Source organism: Limnohabitans sp. TS-CS-82 (assembly GCF_002943475.1).
The window spans coordinates 67,711-90,357 of record NZ_PTQX01000001.1 but is presented as its reverse complement, the minus strand read 5'-3'; the positions used below and the strand labels follow the sequence as shown (position 1 = coordinate 90,357).

The 22,647-nt window shown below is 57.6% G+C and carries 21 protein-coding genes; 13 read left to right on the top strand and 8 right to left on the bottom strand.

The annotated features are described in order from the left end of the window. Positions 1-32 precede the first annotated feature (32 nt). Genes C5F52_RS00405 through C5F52_RS00385 form a run of 5 tightly spaced genes read right to left on the bottom strand, consistent with a single transcriptional unit; the run spans position 33 to position 4,460 of the window. Positions 33-1,319, bottom strand: coding sequence for a Glu/Leu/Phe/Val dehydrogenase (locus C5F52_RS00405; protein ID WP_104796364.1), 1,287 nt, complete (start codon positions 1,317-1,319; stop codon positions 33-35). After that, positions 1,316-2,098 carry a LamB/YcsF family protein gene (locus tag C5F52_RS00400; protein ID WP_104796363.1) on the bottom strand — a complete coding sequence of 261 codons (783 nt, stop codon included), beginning with the start codon at positions 2,096-2,098 and terminating at the stop codon, positions 1,316-1,318. Before C5F52_RS00400 ends, C5F52_RS00405 begins: the two co-directional genes overlap by 4 nt. Before the next feature lie 14 nt (positions 2,099-2,112). After that, positions 2,113-3,162, bottom strand: coding sequence for a biotin-dependent carboxyltransferase family protein (locus C5F52_RS00395; protein WP_104796362.1), 1,050 nt, complete (start codon positions 3,160-3,162; stop codon positions 2,113-2,115). Then, positions 3,159-3,893 carry a 5-oxoprolinase subunit PxpB gene (gene pxpB / locus C5F52_RS00390; protein ID WP_201746931.1) on the bottom strand — a complete coding sequence of 245 codons (735 nt, stop codon included), beginning with the start codon at positions 3,891-3,893 and terminating at the stop codon, positions 3,159-3,161. The genes C5F52_RS00395 and pxpB overlap by 4 nt, the downstream gene beginning before the upstream one ends. Positions 3,894-3,926: 33 nt before the next feature. Continuing rightward, positions 3,927-4,460 carry a winged helix DNA-binding protein gene (locus C5F52_RS00385; protein WP_104796360.1) on the bottom strand — a complete coding sequence of 178 codons (534 nt, stop codon included), beginning with the start codon at positions 4,458-4,460 and terminating at the stop codon, positions 3,927-3,929. A 162-nt stretch (positions 4,461-4,622) separates the two neighbouring features. On the opposite strand from C5F52_RS00385, the gene C5F52_RS00380 reads away from it, so the two are divergent. From C5F52_RS00380 to C5F52_RS00370, 3 genes are read left to right on the top strand one after another with little or no spacing between them, the layout of a single operon-like run. Continuing rightward, positions 4,623-5,600 (top strand): TRAP transporter substrate-binding protein, encoded by a 978-nt coding sequence (locus C5F52_RS00380; RefSeq protein WP_104796359.1) that lies wholly within the window; start codon positions 4,623-4,625, stop codon positions 5,598-5,600. Between the two features lie 2 nt (positions 5,601-5,602). Then, positions 5,603-6,169 (top strand): TRAP transporter small permease subunit, encoded by a 567-nt coding sequence (locus C5F52_RS00375; RefSeq protein WP_104796358.1) that lies wholly within the window; start codon positions 5,603-5,605, stop codon positions 6,167-6,169. Further along, complete coding sequence (locus tag C5F52_RS00370) at positions 6,169-7,479, top strand: TRAP transporter large permease (RefSeq protein ID WP_104796357.1); 1,311 nt, start codon at positions 6,169-6,171, stop codon at positions 7,477-7,479. The genes C5F52_RS00375 and C5F52_RS00370 overlap by 1 nt, the downstream gene beginning before the upstream one ends. Before the next feature lie 48 nt (positions 7,480-7,527). Here the strand turns inward: C5F52_RS00370 and C5F52_RS00365 are convergent, their stop codons facing one another. The 3 genes from C5F52_RS00365 to C5F52_RS00355 form a co-directional block, all read right to left on the bottom strand. Beyond that, positions 7,528-8,964 (bottom strand): 8-oxoguanine deaminase, encoded by a 1,437-nt coding sequence (locus tag C5F52_RS00365; RefSeq protein WP_104796356.1) that lies wholly within the window; start codon positions 8,962-8,964, stop codon positions 7,528-7,530. A gap of 95 nt (positions 8,965-9,059) precedes the next feature. Continuing rightward, positions 9,060-11,072 (bottom strand): transketolase, encoded by a 2,013-nt coding sequence (gene tkt, locus C5F52_RS00360; RefSeq protein WP_146100009.1) that lies wholly within the window; start codon positions 11,070-11,072, stop codon positions 9,060-9,062. Positions 11,073-11,133: 61 nt separating this feature from the next. Next, positions 11,134-12,009: a LysR substrate-binding domain-containing protein gene (locus C5F52_RS00355; RefSeq protein WP_104796355.1), complete on the bottom strand. Its 876-nt coding sequence runs from the start codon at positions 12,007-12,009 to the stop codon at positions 11,134-11,136. A gap of 112 nt (positions 12,010-12,121) precedes the next feature. On the opposite strand from C5F52_RS00355, the gene C5F52_RS00350 reads away from it, so the two are divergent. The 10 genes from C5F52_RS00350 (at position 12,122) to C5F52_RS00305 (ending at position 22,616) form a co-directional block, all read left to right on the top strand. Continuing rightward, a complete protein-coding gene (locus C5F52_RS00350) occupies positions 12,122-12,871 on the top strand; it encodes an SDR family NAD(P)-dependent oxidoreductase (protein WP_104797097.1) in 750 nt (249 codons plus the stop codon). Positions 12,872-12,919: 48 nt separating this feature from the next. Next, positions 12,920-13,903: a TRAP transporter substrate-binding protein gene (locus tag C5F52_RS00345; RefSeq protein ID WP_104796354.1), complete on the top strand. Its 984-nt coding sequence runs from the start codon at positions 12,920-12,922 to the stop codon at positions 13,901-13,903. 67 nt (positions 13,904-13,970) lie between these two features. Further along, on the top strand, positions 13,971-14,477 hold the full coding sequence (locus tag C5F52_RS00340) for a TRAP transporter small permease (protein WP_104797096.1): 507 nt from the start codon (positions 13,971-13,973) through the stop codon (positions 14,475-14,477). Positions 14,478-14,490: 13 nt separating this feature from the next. Further along, complete coding sequence (locus tag C5F52_RS00335) at positions 14,491-15,750, top strand: TRAP transporter large permease (protein WP_104796353.1); 1,260 nt, start codon at positions 14,491-14,493, stop codon at positions 15,748-15,750. A 37-nt stretch (positions 15,751-15,787) separates the two neighbouring features. Continuing rightward, positions 15,788-16,627, top strand: coding sequence for a transketolase (locus tag C5F52_RS00330; protein WP_104796352.1), 840 nt, complete (start codon positions 15,788-15,790; stop codon positions 16,625-16,627). Between the two features lie 17 nt (positions 16,628-16,644). Further along, a complete protein-coding gene (locus C5F52_RS00325; RefSeq protein ID WP_104796351.1) occupies positions 16,645-17,649 on the top strand; it encodes a transketolase family protein in 1,005 nt (334 codons plus the stop codon). A gap of 29 nt (positions 17,650-17,678) precedes the next feature. Then, positions 17,679-19,061 (top strand): glycerate kinase, encoded by a 1,383-nt coding sequence (locus C5F52_RS00320; protein WP_104796350.1) that lies wholly within the window; start codon positions 17,679-17,681, stop codon positions 19,059-19,061. A gap of 9 nt (positions 19,062-19,070) precedes the next feature. After that, positions 19,071-20,624, top strand: coding sequence for an ABC transporter ATP-binding protein (locus C5F52_RS00315; RefSeq protein WP_104796349.1), 1,554 nt, complete (start codon positions 19,071-19,073; stop codon positions 20,622-20,624). Beyond that, positions 20,611-21,699, top strand: coding sequence for an ABC transporter permease (locus tag C5F52_RS00310; RefSeq protein WP_104796348.1), 1,089 nt, complete (start codon positions 20,611-20,613; stop codon positions 21,697-21,699). The genes C5F52_RS00315 and C5F52_RS00310 overlap by 14 nt, the downstream gene beginning before the upstream one ends. After that, positions 21,699-22,616, top strand: a complete 918-nt coding sequence (locus C5F52_RS00305) for an ABC transporter permease (RefSeq protein ID WP_104796347.1) — start codon at positions 21,699-21,701, stop codon at positions 22,614-22,616. The genes C5F52_RS00310 and C5F52_RS00305 overlap by 1 nt, the downstream gene beginning before the upstream one ends. Positions 22,617-22,647 lie beyond the last annotated feature (31 nt).

Below are 22,647 nucleotides of genomic sequence, written 5' to 3'. Positions count from 1 at the left end.
GGTGCCCGATGAGCTTGGCGTTTGAACGCATTTCAGGGATACAAACCGCGGAGTTCGCGAGCTTGCAACATGCGTGTGCATGCGATGATGAATGTGGCCGTGCGCAGGCTGACTTTGTGTGTGTCCGCCGTTTGCCAGATCGCTGCAAAAGCTTCACGCATGATGCGCACGAGCCTTGCATTGATTTCGTTTTCGTCCCAGAAGAAGCTGGAAAAATCCTGCACCCATTCGAAGTAGCTGACGGTCACACCGCCAGCATTGGCAATCACGTCTGGCACGACCAATACGCCACGTTCTGCGAGGATGTCGTCGGCTTCGGGTGTGGTTGGACCGTTGGCCCCTTCAATGACAAGTTTTGCTTGGACATGGTGAGCATTGGCGGCGGTGATTTGTTGCTCTAACGCCGCTGGCACGAGGATGTCACATGGCACTTGCCAGAATTGATCAGTCTCTAAAGACGCGGCGGGTGCAAAGCCTTTCACGGACCCATGTTGTGCCACATGGGCCAACAGCTGCGTGACATTGAAACCTGCTTCGCAATAGAGGGTGCTGACATGGTCTTGCACCGCAACTATGCGGCAACCAGCTTCTGCAAACAGCTGAGCGGCGACACCGCCCACATTACCCAAGCCCTGCACGGCCACGCGGGCCCCTTGCAAGTTCAACCCAATCCGGCGCGCGGCTTCTTCGCCAACGGTAAAGACACCTCGACCAGTGGCTTCTTTGCGCCCAAGCGATCCACCGAGGGCGATGGGTTTGCCCGTGACCACGCCCGTGGCGGTGGCGCCTTCGTTCATGGAGTAGGTATCCATCATCCAGGCCATGATCTGTTCGTTCGTGTTCACGTCAGGGGCGGGGATATCGCGTGTAGGACCAATGATGATGCCGATCTCACTGGTGTAGCGACGTGTGACGCGTTCGAGTTCACCGCGAGATAGCGTTTGAGGGTTGACCCGCACCCCCCCCTTGGCACCGCCAAAAGGTAGGTTGACGGCAGCGTTTTTGACAGACATCCACGCCGAAAGCGCCATGACTTCGGACAGGGTCACGTCTTGGTGAAAGCGAACCCCGCCTTTGCCAGGGCCACGACTTGTGTTGTGTTGTACGCGGTAGCCCTCGAAGTGCGCCACTGTCCCGTTGTCCAGTTCGATGGGGACATCGACGATCAGCATGCGCTTGGGTCGTTTGAGCGTTTCCACCCAGCGCGATAGCGAACCTAGATATGGGGTGACCCGATCGATTTGCTCCAAATAAATGCCCCAAGGTCCTAAGTGCTGGGGATCAAGGTAAGACGGTAAGGTGTGAATTTGCGTGGTCATTGATCGTCTCCTAACTGGGTAAGTGCCGTCAATGTGTAGCCTGCCGCTTCAAGCGCGAGTCGTATCGCTTGCGCGGTTGCCACCGCCTCAGGTCCGTCGCCGTGGACACAGATGCTATCGATTCGACAGGGCAGATGAAGGCCATTGGCTGTCACGATGGCTTTGGCGCTGAGCATTCGCAGCACATGCGAGACGCACGCTTGGCTGTCGTGAATCACCGCGCCTTCGCGCGAGCGTGGTGTGAGTTGTCCATCATCTAAGTAGGTGCGATCAGCGAATACCTCGTACCGAACGGGTTGTCCTGCATCTTCCGCTGCTTTCGCGAGCGTTGAGTAGGGGGGCGCAAGAAGAATCAGAGAGGAGTCTAGCTTGCGCAAACCTTTGACCACGGTGGTGGCTACCTCAGCGTCCGCGCACGCGACATTGTGCAAAGCCCCATGTGGTTTTACATGAGTGACGCGTCCGCCTTCTGCGGCCGCGATAGCTTGCAATGCCCCGATTTGATAAATCAGGTTGGCCTCTAAATCTTTGGCCGACATCTGCATCACGCGCCGTCCAAAACCTTGAAGGTCTGGGTAAGAGGGGTGTGCGCCAATGCTCACGCCCTGGGCAATCGCCTGGCGGACGGTGGTTTGCATCACGGTGGGATCGCCTGCGTGAAAGCCACAAGCGACGTTGGCGCTTTTGACGATTTGTAGCAAGGCTGAATCGTCACCCATGGTCCAGGCGCCGAAGCTTTCACCTAAGTCAGCATTGAGGTTGATTTGATGGGGTGTCATCGTCATGGTTCCAATCACAGTTCTGCGCGCAACATGCCGCTCACAAGGTTGCAGTTGTAGAGGGCTTGTTCATCAATAAATCCAGGAGGTAAAAACGATTCACGCGCGGTCATCCATTGCATCCATGCAGCGCGCTGTGCTTGTAGGGCTTGCCTCGCTTGAGCGTTGGTCACACTTTGAAACCGTATCCGAGATCCCGGTTTCAAATGCGCAAGCTTTGGTAAATCCGCTTGAATCACGGTGGCAATTTTGGGATACCCCCCCACGGTTTGGCTGTCTGCCAGCAGCACAATCGGTTGCCCATTGGCGGGCACTTGGATGGCTCCCGGTGTCACAGCATCCGAGACGATATCGGCCGCAGTTGCGTGGGTGTGCATCAAGGCCTTACCGCGCAGCCTCAGGCCCATGCGATCTTGTTCAACGGTCGCTTCCCATTCCTCATGTTGAAACGAGGCGATTGACTCTGGCAAGAAGTGATGGTGTTGAGGCCCCAAAATGACACGCACAGGTCCTGCTTCGTGCGTCCATGGTTCACGGCTTCGCCATTCGCGAAAGTCAGAGGTGGTCCAGGTGCTACAGGGCAGCACATCACCTGGACGGAATGCGCGACCCATCAGCCCTTCCAGTCCAGCGCGCCAATAGCTAGATCGGCTACCAAGTTGTGCAGGCAGTTGTAGGCCACTGGTGACGGCCAGATAAGCGCAACCTGTTTCGGCAATGCCCAATGTCAATCGATCACCTGTTTGTAGCGTAGCGCTTTGCCAAGCAGGCAAGGCCGTGATGGTGCCCTCTTGGGTTAACCACTTCGCGCCAATGATCCCCGTTAATGCGATGCGTACAGGCCCCGACTTGATGCGCAGTTCGGTGCCCATGCCGCGCAACTCCAAGACGGCTTCTCCACCCGCATTTCCTACCAAAGCATTGGCGGCCTCTGCCAACGGTGCGTCCAGCCAACCAGACAAAGGAATGCCTTCATGGCGGTGTCCTGCGCGTCCTCGATCCTGGACGGTGGTGCCAATACCCGGCTGCAGAATTTCGATCAGGCCGTGAGACGTCCGACTCATGACACATCTCCCGAAGAAAGAAATGCGTCGCGCGTTAATTTCCCGTTGCTGCATTGGGAGAGCAGGTGTTCGTATTCACTTTTGTCAATGGCATACCACCTGACGATGTCGCCCGCTGCCAGCATGGCAGGTTGTTCGATGTGGTGCGGATCGAACAACTGAACGGGGGTTTTCCCAATTAAGTTCCATCCCCCGGGGCTTTCCCAAGGATAGACCGCGCACATTTCTCCTGCGATGGCGATCGAGTTGGCTGGCACGCGCTGGCGCGGGCTGGTCAATCGAGGCATGGCCAATTCTGGCGGTAAGCCGCCCATATAAGGAAAGCCAGGCAAAAAACCAATCATGTAAACGCGAAATGAAGTGGCCAACATACGTTCAATGAGGGCGTCTTCACCGATCTGTTTCGCCTCTGCCCAAGCCGACAAATCAGGTGCAAAACTTGGGTCGAAGCACGCGGGTAAGCGCCATTGTTTACCCTGGATCGTTTGCTGTTCGCTGTCTTGTGCCAACGCCAACAACTGCGTGGCCAGTGCATCCGCATCGGTGTTTTGTACAGAAAAATGCACGGTGAGCGAGCGAAATGTGGGGACGACGTCAGTGATGGTTGCAAACCGGGGGTCATCTAGGCGTGCTTGCGCGATGCGATTTGCGAAGGCCATGACTTGTGCATTCAGTTCGGGGCTAATGTCCGTGCCAAACTCCACCGTCCATGCGCTGTCGCCAAGGGCCAAGAGTCGTGTTGTCATATGCGGGATTCGTCGCGCTCACAGCGATGCGGCTGACCGAGCGGCTTGGTCGTAGACGCCTGACAAGACGCGCAGCAGTCTGGCCAGTTCGCCAATGTCACGGTTGAGGGCCTCATCAGCTTTCAAGGCATTGATGAGACAGCTCTCGCGAATCTCGCGGTAGCGTTGCACATATTCGTTACCTGTCGCCGTCGAAGAGTAGGTCACTTCTTTACCGCTCTTGCGCGACGCCACCACACCCAGCCCTTGCAGCTTTTTGAGGGAGTAGTTGATAAGGTGCGTGTCCTCCACGTTCATGATGAAGCAGATGTCGGACAGACGTTTGTCTCGTGCTCGGTGAGACACATGGTGGAGCACCAGTACATCGAGCGGGGTGAGGTCTTTCAGTCCTGCTGCAGACATGCAATGGATGATCCACCGATGAAATGCATTTCCTGCCACGATCAGACCAAATTCGAATTCACTCATTTCGGCGCTTCGAGGTGAGACCAGGTGTGACGATGAGACGATCGGCACACTGGTATGTTGTTCGGTGTTGGGTTTCTTTGCCATACGTGTTCTCTCAAAGGTGGCTTGGCGGGTGGTGCTTATGTCGCCATCATAAAATCAAATCGTCAACAAAATGTCAACGATTAGGGAATATACCTATGATGAATCGTTGATAAAAAGGTAAATTCATTCTGTCGTAACTTAACTACTGATTGGAGATGTTTCATGAAACGCAAGTATCTTTCTCTCGCCGCTTTGGGTCTAGCAAGCTGTCTGACTGCTGGCCTTGTTCAGGCCCAGACCAAATGGGATTTGGCTTCAGCCTATCCAGCTAGTAACTTTCATTCTGAGAACTTGATGCAGTTCGCCAGCGATGTGGAAAAAGCAACAGCAGGCAAGCTCAAGATCACCGTCCATTCGAACGCTTCGCTGTTCAAGGCAACAGAAATCAAGCGTGCAGTCCAAGGTGGACAGGCGCAAGCCGGTGAGGTGATTCAAGCCAGTTTGCAAAACGAATGGCAAATCTACGGTGCAGATGGTTTACCGTTCTTGGCAGACAGCTATGACGAATCGGTCAAGTTGCAAGCTGCACAGCGTCCTATGGTTGAGAAAAAGTTGGCTGATCAGGGTTTGGTTTATCTCTATGCCGTGGCTTGGCCCCCACAAGGAATCTTCACCAAAAAGCCGATTGCCTCAGCCGCTGATCTCAAGAGCGTCAAATGGCGTGCGTACAGCCCAGCCACGGCTCGTATCGCTGATTTAGTGAAGGCGCAACCTGTGACCGTGCAAGCTGCAGAACTCTCTCAAGCGTTAGCAACTGGCGTGGTCGAGGCGACCATGACCTCAGGCGCCACAGGTGTTGACAGCAAGTTGTACGAGCACCTCAAGTATTACTACGACGTTCAAGCTTGGTTGCCTAAGAACATGGTGATTGTCAATCGCAAAGCATTTGACGCTTTGGACAAAGCAACGCAAACGGCGGTCATGAACGCAGCTGCCGCTGCGGAAACGCGTGGACTGGCGGCCAGCAAGCGTGTGGATGCCGAATCTAAGCTCAAACTCAAAGCCAACGGCATGCAAGTGCTGGAGCCATCTGCTCAGCTCAAAGCCGACATGAAGAAAGTCGGTGACACGATGCTTACCGAGTGGCTGGAGAAGTCTGGCGCTGACGGCCAAGCCTTGCTGGCTGACTACAAACGTTGATCATGAACACTGCAAACGTTACGCAACCATCGAGGCTGCGACGCAGCCTCGATGGACTATATGCACTGGGAGGAGTGATCTCCTCTTTGTGTGTTCTGATCATTTTGTTGCTTATGGTCGGTGCGTCCTTGGGGCGTAGCCTGGACTGGCGAGTCTCTTGGATCAACGACGTGGTGTCATGGTTGTGTGCGGCCGCCGCCTTTTTTGGCATGGCCTATAGCTTTAGAAATGGTGACTTTGTACGGGTGACTTTGTTGCTTGAAAAAGTGTCCCCACGCACGCGACATTGGCTTGAAGTTATTTCTTTGGCAACCGCGAGCGTTGCCATTTGCTACCTGAGTTTTTGGGCCGCACGTTTCACCTATCAAAGCTGGGAGTTCAACGACATTGCAGGCAATATGGTGGCGATTCCACTGTGGATTCCACAACTGAGTTTTGTGATTGGCGCTGCCATTTTGTTTGTGGCGGTTGTGGACGAGTGTGTCTGCGTTTTGCGTGGCGGCAAGCCTAGCTACGTGGTCCGTGTGGAAGAACGCCACGCACGTGGCGATTTTTCCGAGGAGTTGTGATGAGCTTGCTTGAAATTGGCGGATTTTTGCTGCTGTTGATGCTGTTGATGTTGAGCGGTGGTGTTTGGATCGCGATGACGCTGGCCATAGTGGGCTGGGTCGGTCAGGCTTTCTTTACCAGCACCGAGCCGGGCATGAACCTGTTCACTGCTTTTTGGGAAACCACGGCGAGTTGGGAACTTGCAGCTTTGCCGCTGTTCATCTGGATGGGTGAAATTTTGTATCGCACCCGTTTGTCTGAGCAAATGTTTGATGGCTTGGCACCTTGGTTGAATCGCGTACCGGGTCGCCTGATGCACACCACCATTTTGGGGTGCGGCATTTTCGGTTCGGTCTCGGGTTCCTCTGCCGCAACCTGCGCCACGATTGCCAAAGTCGCATTGCCCGAATTGGAGCGACGCGGCTATGACAAAGGACTGGCACTGGGGTCACTCTCAGCCGCAGGCGGTCTTGGCATTTTGATTCCGCCATCGATCACGATGGTTGTTTATGCGGTGGCTGCGGATGCCAGCGTGATCAGACTGTTCTTGGCAGGTTTTTTACCTGGTTTTTTGTTGATGGGCTTGTTCTCTGGCTACATCGCTTGGTGGAGCATTCGACACCCCGACCGTGTTCCTCCGCCTGAAGCTCCGACCACATTGACCGAAAAACTTCGCCGATCTGGCAGTCTCATTCCCTGTGGCTTGCTGATTGTGTTCATCGTTTGGGTGCTGGTCAGCGGCTTAGCAACGGCCACCGAATGTGCCGCTTGGGGAGTCGTTGGATCACTGGCCATTGCCGCTGCTGGACGCAGTTTGACTTGGGAAAATTTTTGGGCAGGCCTTGCAGGTGCCACACGCATCAGCTGCATGATCATGTTCATCTTGGCAGGCGCGGCGTTTCTCACAAAGACCATGGCCTTCACAGGCATTCCGCGTGAATTGGCAGAGTTTGTGCAGAGCCTGAATCTTTCCCCCTTCGGTTTAATTGCCGTGTTGGTGGTGATTTATCTCGTGCTCGGCACAGCGTTGGATGGCATCTCCATGATTGTGCTGACCAGCGCAGTGGTGTTGCCCATGATTCAAAAAGCGGGCTTCGATTTGGTGTGGTTTGGCATCTTCATCATCATGCTGATTGAAATTGCAGAGATCACGCCACCGGTGGGTTTTAACCTGTTCGTGTTGCAAAACATGACAGGGATCGACAGCAATCGAATCGCGCGTATGACGCTGCCATTTTTTGCTTGCATGATCTTGGCCATTGTGCTCATCACGATTTTTCCGGAGATCGTCACCAGTGTGCCTAACTGGGTCATGGGCCAAGAGGTCTAAGTGAGCCCGATGCGCGCCAAGATTTAACTTGAAATCTTGGCGTGTTTCTCATCTTCCTGCCAACTGCATCGCCAGCTGGTTATGCCGCTCAATCAACGGCCCCATGTCCACCGTTGCAATCTCACCTTTACGCACGACTACGCGTCCATTCACGATGGTGTAGTCGGCGTTGTCGCTGGCGCATAGGAGCAGCGCACCCACGGGGTCGTGCACCGCGCCGCCGGCCATGCTGAGTGTGTCGGTGCGGAACATGGCGATGTCGGCGCAATAGCCCTCTTTGATTTGCCCCAGCTCGTGGGCGCGGCCCAGCACTTCTGCGCCACCGCGTGTGGCTAGGCGCAGGGCGTCGCGCGGTGTCATCTCGGATGGGCCGCGGTCACAGCCGAATACGGTATGCCCGTCTTCGACGCGCGGGTCGTCCAGCGCTCGTCCCACGCGTGCCAGCAGCATGGCTTGGCGTGCTTCGTTCAGCAGGTGGGCGGCGTCGTTGCTGGCGCTGCCGTCTACGCCCAAACCAATAGGCACACCGGCGTCTAGCATTTTGCGCAGGGGCAAGATGCCGCTGGCCAATCGCATATTGCTGCACGGGCAGTGGGCAATGCCGGTGCGCGTGCGTGCAAACAAATACGTGCCTTCGTCGTCCAGTTTCACGCAGTGAGCGTGCCACACGTCGTGGCCCACCCAGCCTAAGTCTTCGGCGTATTGCGCGGGCGTGCAGTTGAATTTCTCTTTTGTGTATGCAATGTCGTGGTCGTTCTCGGCCAAGTGCGTGTGCAGGCGCACCTTGTGTGCGCGGGCCAGTTTGGCTGCTTCGCGCATGAGGTCTTGGCTCACGCTGAAGGGCGAGCAGGGGGCCACGGCCACGTGCGTCATCGCGCCATAGCTGGCGTCGTGGTAGGTCTCAATCAGGCGTTGGGTTTCTTTCAGTATGAAGGCTTCTTTTTCCACCACGCGGTCGGGCGGCAGGCCGCCTTGGCTTTCGCCCACGCTCATGCTGCCGCGTGTGGCCGTAAAGCGCATGCCAATGGTGTGCGCGGCTTCAATGCTGTCGTCCAGTCGCACGCCGTTGGGGTAGATGTACAGGTGGTCGCTGCTGGTGGTGCAGCCACTCAGCAGCAGCTCGGCCATCGCCACTTGGTTAGACACCAACACCATCTCGGGCGTGAGGCCTGCCCAAATGGGGTACAGCCCTTTGAGCCAACTGAACAGCTCGGCGTTTTGCACCTGCGGTACGGCACGCGTGAGGCTTTGCACCATGTGGTGGTGCGTGTTGATCAGGCCAGGCACCACCACATGGCGTCGGGCGTCAATCACCTCGTCGACTTGCTTCAGCAGCTCGCTAATTTCGGCGTCTGTGTTGTCGCCAGCCGGAATGATGCGTTCAATGCGGCCGTCCTTCAGCAGCAGCGAGGCGTCATTCAGTTCTGTATTCGCATCGTCCATCAAAGCGATGCAGCGGGCGCGGTGGATGAGCAGTGTGGTCATGGACTTGTCCTTCAAAAACAATCAAACAAGTCGTGGCCGAGTCCCCAGTTTGGGCGAGCACCACGTTGCCGCGCATCCCGGGCTTTTGCAGTGGTTTAGATTTTAAGCAGGCGCTTGGCCTCGGCCACCATCGCTTCGGTCGTGATGTTGAACAGTTTGTACAACTCATCTGCTGGGCCGCTGGCGCCAAAACCTGTCATGCCTACAAAGCCTCCGTCGATGCCAAGGTAAGCATCCCAACCTTGACGCACCGCAGCCTCGATGCCCACGCGAACGCCGGTGCCTAATACGCTTTGGCGGTACGCCGCGTCTTGCACGTTGAACAATTCCCAGCAAGGCATCGATACCACCGCCGTGCCCACGCCTGCGGCTTCGAGCTGTTCGCGTGCTTGCACGGCCAGCAACACTTCAGAGCCGGTGGCCAGCAAGGTCACTTGCCGCGGACCGCAGGTCGCTTCGTGCAACACATACGCACCACGGCGTGTGAGGTTGTCGGTGGTATGCGTGTGACGCACCAAAGGCAATGACTGACGTGCGAACACCATGCTCACGGGGCCATCTTGATTTTGCAAAGCCAGCTCCCAACACTCAGCAGCTTCCACCGCATCGGCCGGGCGCATGACCCACATATTGGGCATGGCCCGCAGCGAGGCGAGGATTTCCACCGGTTGGTGCGTGGGGCCGTTGCGGCCAATCCCAATCGAATCGTGGCTGAACACAAACTTCACGGGCAAGCCCATGAGCGCGGCCATGCGCATGGCCGGGCGTTCATAGTCAGCAAACGCGAGGTAGGTGACCGACAGCGGAATCACGCCGCCGTGAGCCGCCATACCGTTGGCCATCGAGGCCATCACATGCTCGCGCACGCCGCAGTGCACATACGAGCCTGCACGGTCTTGCGCGTTGAACGCGGTCAGGCCACGCTTGTGGCTGGTGGGCGCTTCGAGGTCGGCGCAGCCCACCATGCGCTCGGGCAACACGGGGGTGAGCAGGTCGTTGATTTCTGCCGAGATGAAGATGCCGCTGGGCGCGGGTGGTGCTTGCAAGGCTTGTTGTTTGTAGTCCAGCAGCACTTGTTGCCAGTGCGCGGGCAACTCGCCGCGCATGACACGTTCAAACTCTGCGCGCTCGGAAGCGGGCAATGCAGCCACGCGGGCGTGCCAAGCTTGGTGTTCGGCAGCGCTGCGCTGACCGGCGGTGCGCCAAGCCTGTTGCACGTCCGCAGGGATTTCAAACGGGCCATGCGTCCAGCCCAGCATGTCGCGTGCGGCTTGGGCATCTTCTTCAAACAAGCGACCGCTGTGACCGCCGCGCTGGCCTTGCAAGCGTGCAATGCCTTTGGCAATCACGGTGCGACAGGCCAGCATGGAGGGGCGTGGGTCAAGCCGTGCAGCATCGAGGGCGGCAGATACGGCGTCGATGTCGTGGCCGTCCAGCTCCACCACATGCCAGCCCGCCACACGGAAGCGCTCGGCCACGTTCTCGCTGATGGACAAATCAGTGCTGCCGTCGTCGGTGATTTGGTTGTCGTCCCACAGCAGCACCAGCTTGCCCAATTGCAAATGGCCGGCCAATGAAATCATCTCCTGGCCCACGCCTTCTTGCAGGCAACCGTCGCCCACAAACGCGTAGGTGAAGTGGTTGACCAAGTCCTTGCCAAAGCGGGCATTCAGATACGCCTCGGCCACTGCCATGCCAAAGGCGTTGGCAATGCCTTGGCCCAGCGGGCCGGTGGTCACTTCAATGCCGTTGGGCTCGTCGTGCGGACGCTCGGGGTGGCCTTCGCACACCGAGCCCAGCACGCGAAAGCGCTGCACTTCTTCAATCGGAAACGCCGGATAGCCCGTCAGGTGCAGCAGCGAATACAAGAGCATCGAGCCATGCCCGTTGGACAGCACCACGCGGTCGCGGTCAAACCAGCCCGCGTCTTGTGGGTTGAACTTGAGATGGCGCGTGTAGAGCGCGGTGGCAATCTCGGCCATGCCCAGCGGTACACCTTGGTGGCCTTCTTGGGCTTTGACGATGGCGTCAATCGAGAGAAAACGGATGGCGTGCGCCAGATTTTGTTGAGGGTGTGCGTTCATGAGGCGGATTTTTGCCAACCCCATACATGAGCGCAAGCGATGAATATTCAGGCTCAGATGAACCTAATTCAACCTTTTGGGTGGCTTAAGGTGCCGCCTCTTCCCGCAACCACTCCACAAAGCTTTTCACTTCAGGCCGTGACGCATGTCGAGCTGGGTACACCATGAAGTGTGCTTGCACTTCGATGCTCATGTGCTCAGCAAACACGGGTTGCAACTTGCCGCTGTCAATGAGGGACTGACCCACGCTTGAGCTCTCCAGTGCCACGCCGAGTTTTTGCACGGCTGCGTCCAAGCTCATCATGGCGCGGTCAAAGCGCAGGCCCATGCGCTCAGGGCGCAACTCGCCCCCAAAGCGGGTGAACCAATCGGGCCATTGCACCACGCTCACACTGGACTGAATCAGTGGCACGCGCATCAAGTCAGCGGGTTCGTGCAGGGCATGGGTGCGGATGAACTCTGGGCTGGCCAGCGGCATGATGCGCTCGGTGAAGATGGCCTCGACTTCGAGGTTGGGCCAGTTGGGCATGCCATAGCGAATGTCGATGTCCATTTGCCCGAGCTGAAAGTCTGAATGCACATGCGAGGCCGACAACATGAGCGAAATGTTGGGATGTCGCTCGGCAAAACGGGCAATGCGCGGCATCAGCCACAGGCTGGCAAAGCTGGGGCTGCTGTGGACATACAGCGTGTCTTGCACGCCGTGGCGTAAGTCTTCGGTGGCGGCGTTGATGGCGCCCAAGGCGCTGGCCACGCGCTGCAAATATTGCTGGCCTGCGGGCGTCATTTCCACCCCACGGGCCGAACGCTCAAACAGGCGCACATGCAGCAGGCCTTCTAGCTTGGCGACTTGGTGGCTGACGGCTGAAGGCGTCAGGTGTAGCTCTTCGGCAGCCAGCGCAAAGCTCTTGCGGCGGGCGATGGTTTCAAAGGCTTGCAGGGCGGCGAGTGGGGGGATCATGGTTGAATGAAATTAAATCATGAGTGAGTTTATATCGTTTGCGCTCAAGTGCTTGCCTGTCAAACAATCGCGCCACTCGATCAACGCAATGCAATCAAACAAGGAGACAAGCATGCTACTCAAGGACAAAGTTGCCGTCGTCACAGGCGGCGCAGGTTTAAACGGTTTGGGCTTTGCCACCGCACGCATGATGGCGGAGCAGGGCGCCAAAGTGGTCATCCTCGATTTGGAAGTGGCCAACCCACAAGCCGCAGCTGCCCAACTGGGTGCCGAGCATTTGGGTTTGGTGGGCAACGTGACCGACAAAGCGTCATGTGAAGCGGCTGTGGCGCAAATCAAAGCCAAGTACGGTCGCATCGACATTTTGGTGAACAACGCTGGCATCACACAACCTGTGAAGTTCTTGGACATCACTGGCGCTGACTACGACCGCATCTTGGATGTGAGCCTGCGCGGCACGCTCTACGCTTCGCAAGCGGTGTTGCCATTGATGATTGCGCAAAACAGCGGTTCTATCGTGTGTATTTCTTCCGTGTCTGCCCAACGTGGCGGAGGCATTTTGGGTGGCCCTCATTACTCAGCAGCCAAGGCAGGTGTGTTGGGCTTGGCCCGTGCCATGGCTCGCGAATACGGCGGCAACAACATCCGCGTCAACTGCGTGACACCTGGCCTCATCGCCACCGACATCAACAAAGGCAAGATCCCTGAAGACAAACGCCAAGCCATTTTGGATGGCATTCCACTCGGCCACATTGGCGAGCCAAACGATGTCGCAGGTTGCGTGGTGTTCCTTGCCAGCAGCTTGTCGAAGTACTGCACCGGTGTCACGTTAGACGTGAACGGTGGCATGTTGATTCACTAAATCCCCCCTCGTTAGTCGTTCACTTAAACAATATCAGGAGACAAAACCATGAAACACATTTCTTTCATTCGCCGCACTTTGCTGGCCACTGCAGTTTTGGCTGCGACAACCTTGTCACATGCCCAAGCCGTCAAGTTGACCTTGGGTCACGGCGCTGCCCCCGGCAATCCGCGCCATGAGGCCGCAGTGAAGATGGCCGAGGTTGCGAAGGCCAAATCAGGTGGCCGTATCGAAATCCAAGTGGCCCCATCAGCCCAATTGGGTGACGACGCAGCCATGGTTACGGCGCTGCGCACAGGTGCTTTGGATATCAGTGCCAACTCGCAAGGCGCTGTGGCCACCACCGTGCCGGAGTACGCTGCTTTTGGCATGCCTTTCTTGTTCAGCGATTTGCCACAAGTTTGGAAAATGCTGGATGGTCCCCTGGGCAAAGAACTGGCCGACAAGTCTGCAGAAAAAGGCTTGGTGGTTTTGGGTTACTGGGACAACGGCATTCGTCACATGAGCAACAGCAAGCGTGCGTTGGCCAAGCCTGAAGACCTCAAAGGTCTCAAGATGCGTACGCCCCCTGATGCCGTGACGGTCGACATCATGCAAGCGTTGGGTGCTGAGGCTCAACAGATCAAGTTTGCTGAGTTGTATGTGGCTTTGCAGCAGGGTGTGGTGGATGGTCAGGAAAACCCGCTCATGAACATCCACGCTAGCAAACTCTATGAAGTGAACAAGTTCATTTCGATGACAGGCCACAAATACGAAATGACACCCTTGCTGATGAGCAAGCGCAGCTGGGACCGTTTGAACGATGCAGACAAGAAAGTGTTGCAAGAAGCTGCCGCTGAGGCCACAGAGTTGCAGCGCAAGTTGTCTAAGGAGAGCGACGAAAAGTTGATCAGCGAACTCAAAGCCAAGGGCGCTCAGATCAACACCGTAGACAAAGCAGCTTTTGCCAAGGCGACTGGCAACGTGGATGACAAATGGTTGGCTTCTCCCATCGGTCCTTTCCTGAAAAAAGTGATCGCAGCTGCGCGCTGATCTTCAAGGGCTTGCAAGCCTCTTTGTCCTACCCCCGCACGCTAGCGCGTGCGGGTTGGAGAACCTCATGAATTTGATTGAACGGACCATCTCGGTCTTGTGTCAGGTGTTGCTGTGGATAAGCACCGTGGTGATTTTTGCCATCTTGGTTGGCAACACCATCTTGCGTTACGCCACGGGTGCCAGTTTGCAATGGGCCAACGAAGTGCCTGAATTGCTGTTCCCTTGGCTCGTCATGTCCGGTGTGGTGTTGGCTGCACAGCATGGCGCGCACATCACCACGAGCTTTTTGATGGACAAGATGTCGGGCGCTGCACGTCGGCTCTGGGGCGTCTTGGGCTGGGCTGTGGTTTGCGTGCTTTACGGCACTTTGACACTGGCGACTTGGCGCATGCTGGATATCGTGCACGACGAGAAGTCCCCTATTTTGCAAATACCAGGTTCGATCACCTACGCCTGCGTGATGGTGGGGATGGCGCTGCTCGCTGTGTTGGCTGTGATGTCGGCTTGGCGCGCTTGGATCGCCGATCCGAATGCCCCTGTGTCTACTGAACCTGCACCGGTTCATTGGTGAGAAAGATAGAACCATGACCGCATTGATCTTGCTTGTTTTTTTGGGCGCTGCCGTGATCGCTATTCCGATCGCTCATGCCTTGTTGGTGGCCGCTATGGCTGCCGCCGCAACCTCAGACCGCGTGCCATTGGATTTGCTGGTGCAGCAAATGGTGGCGCAGGTGCAAAGTTTTCCTTTGATCGCCATTCCGTTTTTCATGCTCACTGGATCGCTCATGATGGGCGGCAAACTGGGTGAAGCGCTGATTGGCGTGTTGTCCACCTTGATCGGCCGCTTTCATGGTGGCCCGGGTCAGGTGGGGGTGTTGTCGTCCACCATTTTTGGGGGTGTCTCGGGCTCGGCTGTGGCTGATGCTTCGGCCATCGGGTCGTTGTTGATCCCGTGGCAAAAGCGTTTGGGTTACCCGCCCGCTTTTTCTGCTGCCACCTTGGCCGCAGCCGCCACGATCGACATCTTGATTCCACCTTCGATCCCGATGATTTTGTTTGCCCTGTCGAGCAACACGTCGGTTGCCGCGCTGTTTGTGGCAGGCATCATGCCGGGCTTACTGATGTGCGGTGGCTTCATGGCTGTGTGCTGGTGGGTGGGGCGTCGACGCAACTTCCCACGGGAGACACGCAAGCTCAATTGGGGCATCTTCGGGCAGCAGCTGTTGTATGCAGCGCCTGCTTTGGTCTTGCCGGTTTTGATTGTGATCTTCTTGCGCTTTGGCATTGCCACGCCCACCGAGGTGAGCGTGTTGTCTACGCTGTATGCGGGTGTGGTTTCTGTCGTGGTTTACCGTGATTTGGGTTGGAAGCGCTTGCACAAAGCTGTGATGGAAGCAGGTTTGTCAACAGGTGTGGTCTTGCTCGTCATCATGGCCTCGGCAGCCATTGGTTGGTTGCTCACGTTTGACCGTATGCCCGATGGCGTGGTGGGTTGGGCGCAGGCCAATTTGTCTAGTGCTTGGACTGTGATCTTGCTCATGAACGTCCTGATGTTGGTCTGCGGCATGTTCATCGACTTACCCGCTGCCGTGTTGTTGTTGACCCCTGTGTTTGTGCCGCTTGCTAACTCGATTGGCATGGATCTCACACAGCTGGGCATCATGATGACCGTGAACTTGGCCATTGGTCTTTACACCCCGCCCGTGGGGACTACGTTGTTTATCACCAGCTCCTTGGCCAAGGTCAAAGTGGGTGAAACCGTGCGCGAACTCGGACCGTTTTACTTGGTTGCCTTTGGCGTGTTGTTGTTGGTGTCTTATGTGCCTGAGGCCATTTTCAAGTGACCGAATATTGATTGCAAATAGTTGATTGGAGAAATGAATGAATTCAACTCAGGACAACTTGTCCTCCATTGCTCAGTGCGCTTATCGCATTCGTCGTTATGCCTTGCGCATGGGCGAAGTGCAAGGCCAAGGCTATGTGGGCCAAGCTTTGGGCTATGCCGACGTGCTGGCGGTCGCCTATGGCCACGCGATGAACTTCCGTCCCAACGAACCCGAGTGGGAAGGGCGTGACCGCTTTTTGCTCTCGCACGGTCACTACGCCATTGCGGCGTATGCCGCCATGATTGAGGCGGGCATCATCCCCGAGTCCGAACTCGAAACCTACGGCAGCGACGACAGCCGCTTGCCTATGTCGGGCATGGCCACGTACACACCCGGCATGGAAATGTCGGGCGGTTCGCTCGGTCAAGGTTTGCCCATTGCGGTGGGCATGGCTTTGGGATTACGCCACCAAGGCAGCTCAGCGTTTGTTTACAACTCCATGTCCGACGGTGAGCTTGACGAAGGCTCCACCTGGGAAGCCGCCATGTCTGCCGCGCACCATGGTTTGGGCAACTTGATTTGCATGGTCGACATCAACAACCAACAAGCCGATGGTCCCTCCACCAAGGTGATGGGTTTCGAACCCTTGGCCGACAAATGGGCGTCGTTTGGTTGGCATGTGCAACGCGTGGATGGCAATCACTTGCCTGCCGTGCTGCGTGCCTTTGACACCGCACGTGCCTTGCCCGATGCCAAACCCCGCGTGATTTTGTGCGACACCTTGATGGGCAAAGGCGTGCCTTTCTTAGAGACACGTGAGAAAAATCACTTCATCCGCGTGGACCCACCTGAGTGGCAACAAGCTTTGGAAGTGTTGGACGCCAACCGTCCGTAACAAATTCGGAACAAAACATGAATGCTGTAACTGAAAAAAAACCTCGGCTGACCACCTCAGCCATGATCGCCTCCATCGCCAGCGAAGGCCAGCGCGTGCAAGCCGCGCCTTTTGGCAAAGCCTTGGTGGAATACGCCGCCAGCCACCCCGAAGTGGTGGGCATGACCGCCGACCTTGCCAAGTACACCGACTTGCACCTGTTTGCACAGGCGCACCCCGAGCGCTTTTTCCAAATGGGCATGGCCGAGCAGTTGCTCATGGGCGCAGCGGGCGGCATGGCCAAAACAGGCTTGGTGCCATTCGCCACGACCTACGCCGTGTTTGGCACACGCCGTGCGTATGACTTCATCCATCAAGTGATTGCCGAAGAAAACTTGAACGTGAAGATTTGCTGTGCCTTGCCCGGTCTCACCACCGGCTACGGCCCTAGCCATCAGGCCACCGAAGATTTGGCCATGATGCGCGCCATTCCGGGCCTGACCGTGGTGGACCCTTGCGACGCGCTCGACATCGAGCAAGCCGTGCCACAAATCGCGGCCCACCAAGGCCCTGTGTACATGCGCTTGTTGCGCGGCAATGTGCCGCTGGTGCTGGACGAATACAACTACAAGTTCGAGTTGGGCAAAGCCAAGATGCTGCGCGAAGGCAATGATGTGTTGGTGATTTCCAGCGGCTTCATGACCATGCGCACACTCGAAGTGGCCAAGCAACTCGAAGCCGACAAGATCAACGTGGCGGTGTTGCATTGCCCCACCATCAAGCCGCTCGACGAAGCCACCATCTTGGCCGAAGTGCGCAAGCCTGGTCGTTTGGTTGTGGTGGCTGAGAACCACTCAGTGATTGGCGGCTTGGGCGAAGCAGTGGCTGGCTTGTTGTTGCGCGAAGGTGCAGCACCTGCCAAGTTCCGTATGCTGGGTCTGCCTGATGCATTCCTCGACGCGGGTGCATTGCCCACGCTGCACGACCGCTATGGCATTTCTGCTGAAAAAGTAGCGGCTTCGCTCAAGGCTTGGTTGGCCTAAAGCTGTTTGAGCAGCGCTAGGATAGAAGGATGATTGATCCACACACCGATCCCCAATCCTTCCTGCGCCAGCTCTACGACGCAGCCGTGCTGCGTGCTTTACCGCTGCACAACACCGCCGCCTATCTGCCGCAGCCACCCAAAGGTCGCACCATCGTTTTGGGCGCAGGCAAGGCCGGTGGCGCAATGGCCCAAGCGGTCGAGGCGCTGTGGCCTGCCGACAAACCAATGTCCGGCTTGGTCGTCACACGCTACGGCCACACGCCACCGCGCCCTGCGGGTGTGCCCGAGCGTATTGAGGTGGTTGAGGCGTCGCACCCTGTGCCCGATGCAGCTGGCCTTGCTGCTGCCGAGCGCATCTTGGCGTTGACGCAAGGGCTTACCGCTGACGACTTGGTGCTGTGCCTAATTTCTGGCGGCGGCTCTGCCTTGCTCACGCTGCCAGCTGACGGCTTGACGTTGGAAGACAAACAGCGCATCAACCGGGATTTGCTCAACAGTGGCGCAGGCATTGGCGAAATGAACTGCGTGCGCAAGCACCTCTCGCGCATCAAAGGTGGCCGCTTGGCCGCCGCGTGTGCGCCCGCGCAAGTGGTGACGCTCACCATCAGCGATGTGCCGGGCGACGACCCTTCGGTCATCGCCAGCGGCCCCACCGTGCCCGACGTGACGACCTGTGCCGACGCATGGGCCATCCTGCAACGCTACAACATCGAAGTGCCCGCCGCCATCGAAGCCGCGCTGAAAGCAGGCGCACTAGAAACACCCAAGCCCAGCCCCGCGTGGGACAAGCAGCCCGTGCGTCTGATTGCTACGCCTCAACAGTCGTTGGAAGCCGCAGCCGAAGTGGCGCGTGCCGCAGGCCTGAACGCCTATGTGTTGAGCGATGAACTGGAAGGCGAATCTCGCGAAGTGGGCAAAGTCCACGCCGCGTTAGCGCGTGCAGCGGCCAAAGGCCAAGGTCCTTTCAAAAAGCCCTGTGTGATTTTGAGTGGCGGCGAAACTACTGTGACCATCCGAAAGGCCGAGCGTGTGGCAGGGCGCTCTGCGCAGGTCAAGGAGGAGACCGCGCAGCGGGCGGGGGACACGGAGCAGAGCGCTCTGCCGCACGCTCGGCCTGGCCGTGGCGGTAGAGCAGGGGAGTTCTGCCTAGGCCTAGCCGTGGCCTTGCAAGCGCAACCCAACGTCTGGGCCATTGCGGCTGACACCGATGGCATTGACGGCATTGAAGACAACGCAGGTGCCTTGGTCGCGCCCGACACCTTGGCCCGCGCTGAGGCCGCAGGCGTCAAAGCCACCGACTGCCTGGACCGAAACGATGCCTACGGTTTCTTTGAAGCAGTGGGCGACTTGGTGGTGACCGGCCCCACGCACACCAATGTGAACGACTTCCGCGCCATCTTGGTGTTGTAACCTACGGGGATGAGCCAGCCCCGCCTATTACTCTCCCACATCACCAAGCGTTACCCCGCTGTGGTGGCCAACGATGGCGTGAGCCTGACGGTGCAGCCCGGCGAAATTCACGCCGTGTTGGGCGAGAACGGCGCTGGCAAATCCACGCTGATGAAGATCATCTACGGCGCGGTCAAGCCCGATGCGGGCGAGATTCGCTTCAACGGTGAGGTGGTGAACATTCGCAACCCGCAAGAGGCGCGTCGTTTGGGCATCAGCATGGTGTTTCAGCACTTCAGCTTGTTTGACACCCTTAGCGTGGCTGAGAACGTGTGGCTTGGCCTTGACAAGTCGCTCACCCTCGCCGAAGTGACGCAACGCATCACCGACACCGCCGTGCAATACGGCCTCGACATTGACCCCGCCCGCCCCGTGCACACGCTGGGCGTGGGCGAGATGCAGCGCGTGGAAATCATCCGTGCTTTGTTGACCAACCCGCAGCTGCTCATCTTGGACGAGCCCACCTCGGTGCTCACACCGCAAGCGGTGGAGAAGCTCTTTGTGGTGTTGCGTCAACTGGCGTCTGAGGGCCGAAGCATTTTGTACATCAGCCACAAGCTGCACGAAATTCGCGCCTTGTGCACCGCTTGCACCGTCATGCGTGCCGGCCGTGTGACCGGCGTTTGCGACCCGCGCCAAGAAACCAATGCCTCGCTGAGCCAACTCATGATTGGTAGCTTGCCGCCCGAGCTGCATGTGCGCGAGCACAAGCCAGGCGCTGCCGTGCTCAGTGTGAACGACTTGACGCTAAAAGCCGATGACCCGTTTGGCGTAGACCTGAATGGTGTCAATCTGCAAGTGCGCGCAGGCGAGGTGGTGGGCATTGCTGGTGTGTCGGGTAACGGTCAGCGCGAGCTGCTGTTTGCTTTGTCGGGTGAAGACAGGCGTGCGGCGGCCGAGAGTATTCAGCTGAGCGGCCAAGCGATGGGCCAACTCAACCCAGACCAACGCCGTGACCTCGGGCTTCACTTTGTGCCAGAAGAGCGCCTAGGCCGTGGCGCAGTGCCTAGCCTGAGCCTCGCGCAAAACCTGTTGCTCACACGTCATGACGCGGTGGCGTCTAGCGGTGCAGCCGGTGCTTTGGGTTGGCTCAACCTGAACACCCTGCACACCCAAGCTGCCAACATCATTGCCAAATACCAAGTGAAAGCGGGAGGCCCCGATGCGGCGGCGCGTTCACTGTCGGGTGGCAATTTGCAAAAGTTTTTGGTGGGCCGCGAGATTGAAGCAGCGCCTAAGTTGCTCATCGTGTCGCAGCCCACATGGGGTGTGGACGTGGGCGCTGCCGCGCAAATACGCGCCGCACTGCTGGCTTTGCGCGATGCAGGCTGCGCGGTGTTAGTGGTGAGTGAGGAGTTGGATGAGTTGTTAGAGCTGTCAGACCGTTTGCATGTGATGGCCGAGGGCCGCTTGTCGCCCGCGCTCACACGCGAAGATGCCAATGTGTCGCGCATCGGCGCGTGGATGAGTGGCTTGTGGGATGCGCCCGCTGCAACAGGGGAGGTGAACCATGCTGCGTCTTGAGCCGCGTGCCCAGCCCTCTAAGCTGTGGCGCTATGCCTCGCCCTTGCTGGCGCTGGCCATCACGGTGGTGTTGGGTGTGATTCTGTTTGTCGCGCTGGGCAAAGATCCGGTGCGTGGTTTGCAGGTGTTCTTTTGGGAACCCATCAAGAGCGTGTATGCCTTGTCCGAGTTGATGGTCAAGGCCACGCCGTTGTTGCTGATTGCGCTGGGGCTGGCGGTGTGCTTTCGCTCCAACGTGTGGAACATTGGTGCAGAAGGCCAGTTCGTCATGGGGGCAGTGTTTGCCTCGGGCGTGGCACTGATGGCAGATGTCAACACAGGCGCAGGCTTTTGGGTGCTCATCTTGCTGGCGGGCATTGCGGGCGGCATGGTGTGGGCGGGCATCACCGCATTCTTGCGGGACCGTTTTCATGCGAGCGAAATTTTGGTCAGCCTCATGCTGGTGTACGTGGCCATCATGGCGCTCAACTTCTTGGTCTACGGCCCTTGGAAAGACCCACTGGGCTACAACTTTCCGCAAACCAAAACCTTTGATGCCATCACGCAAATTCCCAAGCTCATCACTGGCACACGCGTGAACATTGGCGTGCTGCTGGCGCTGGCGGGTGTGGGTGCACTGTGGGTGTTTTTGTTTCGCACGCACGCAGGCTTTGCGCAGCAAGTGGGCGGCTTGGCCCCCGATGCAGCGCGTTATGCGGGCTTCTCGTCACGCAAGGCGTTGTGGCTGGCGCTTCTCACCTCGGGTGCAGCCGCTGGTTTGGCGGGCGCTTTAGAAGTGGCAGGGCCGCTGCGTCAGCTCACGCCGTTTGTGCCGGTGGGCTATGGTTTCGCGGCCATCATCGTGGCCTTTGTGGGGCGCTTGCACCCCGTGGGCATGGTGCTGTCGGCCATATTGATGAGCATGTTTTACATCGGCGGTGAGCTGGCGCAATCGCGCCTTGGCTTGCCCCGTTCACTGACGGGCGTGTTCCAAGGTTTGTTGTTGTTCACGCTGTTGGCGTGTGACACCTTGATGCAATACCGCGTGCGTTGGGTATCCCGCGCAGCACATCCAAATTCTGCGGAGGCACTGTGATGGAAACCTACGCACTCTTGTGGGCCTCCACCATGAACGCAGGCACTGTTTTGGCGCTGGCGTCGCTGGGCCTGTTGATCAACGAAAAAGCGGGCATCGTCAACTTAGGCGCAGAAGGCATGATGCTGTGCGCTGCCATTGCAGGCTTTGCCACTGTGGCCACTACAGGCAGCGACACGCTGGGCTTTTTGGCGGGCATGGGCGCAGGTGCTTTGATGGCTGCGCTGTTCGGCGTGTTGGTGATTTGGATGAACACCAACCAATACGCCACGGGCTTGGCGCTCAGCCTTTTTGGCGGCGGCTTCTCGGCCTTTGTGGGTACGAGTTATGTGCAGGCCAAGCTGCCTGAGCGCATTCAGTATGACGTGCCATTTTTGGCGGACATTCCTTGGTTTGGGTCTGCTTTGTTCAAGCACCATCCACTCGTCTACGGGGCCATTGCGCTCACTTTAGGTTTGATTTATTTCCTCTACCGAACACGTTCGGGTTTGGTTTTGCGTGCCGTGGGTGAGTCGCCCGAATCCGCCCATGCTTTGGGCTATCCCGTGCGTCGTATCCGCTTGTTGGCGGTGGTGGTCGGCGGTGCGCTGTGTGGTCTGGCGGGTGCCTACATCTCCATCATCTATACGCCGCTGTGGGTGGAGGGCATGATTGCAGGCAAAGGCTGGATCGCCTTGGCGCTCACCACCTTCGCCACATGGCGTCCGGCACGCGTGTTGCTTGGTGCTTATCTGTTTGGTGGTGTGACCATGCTTCAGTTTCATTTGCAGGCCTCGGGTGTGGACGTGCCCAGTCAGTTCTTGAGCATGCTGCCTTACTTGGCCACCATCGTGGTGCTGGCGCTGATCTCTAAAAATCCGCGTTGGCTCAGGGTAAATATGCCCGCTTCGATTGGCAAACCGTTTTTCCCTGGTTGATAATTTCTCCACTTTTTCTAGTTCTCTTGTA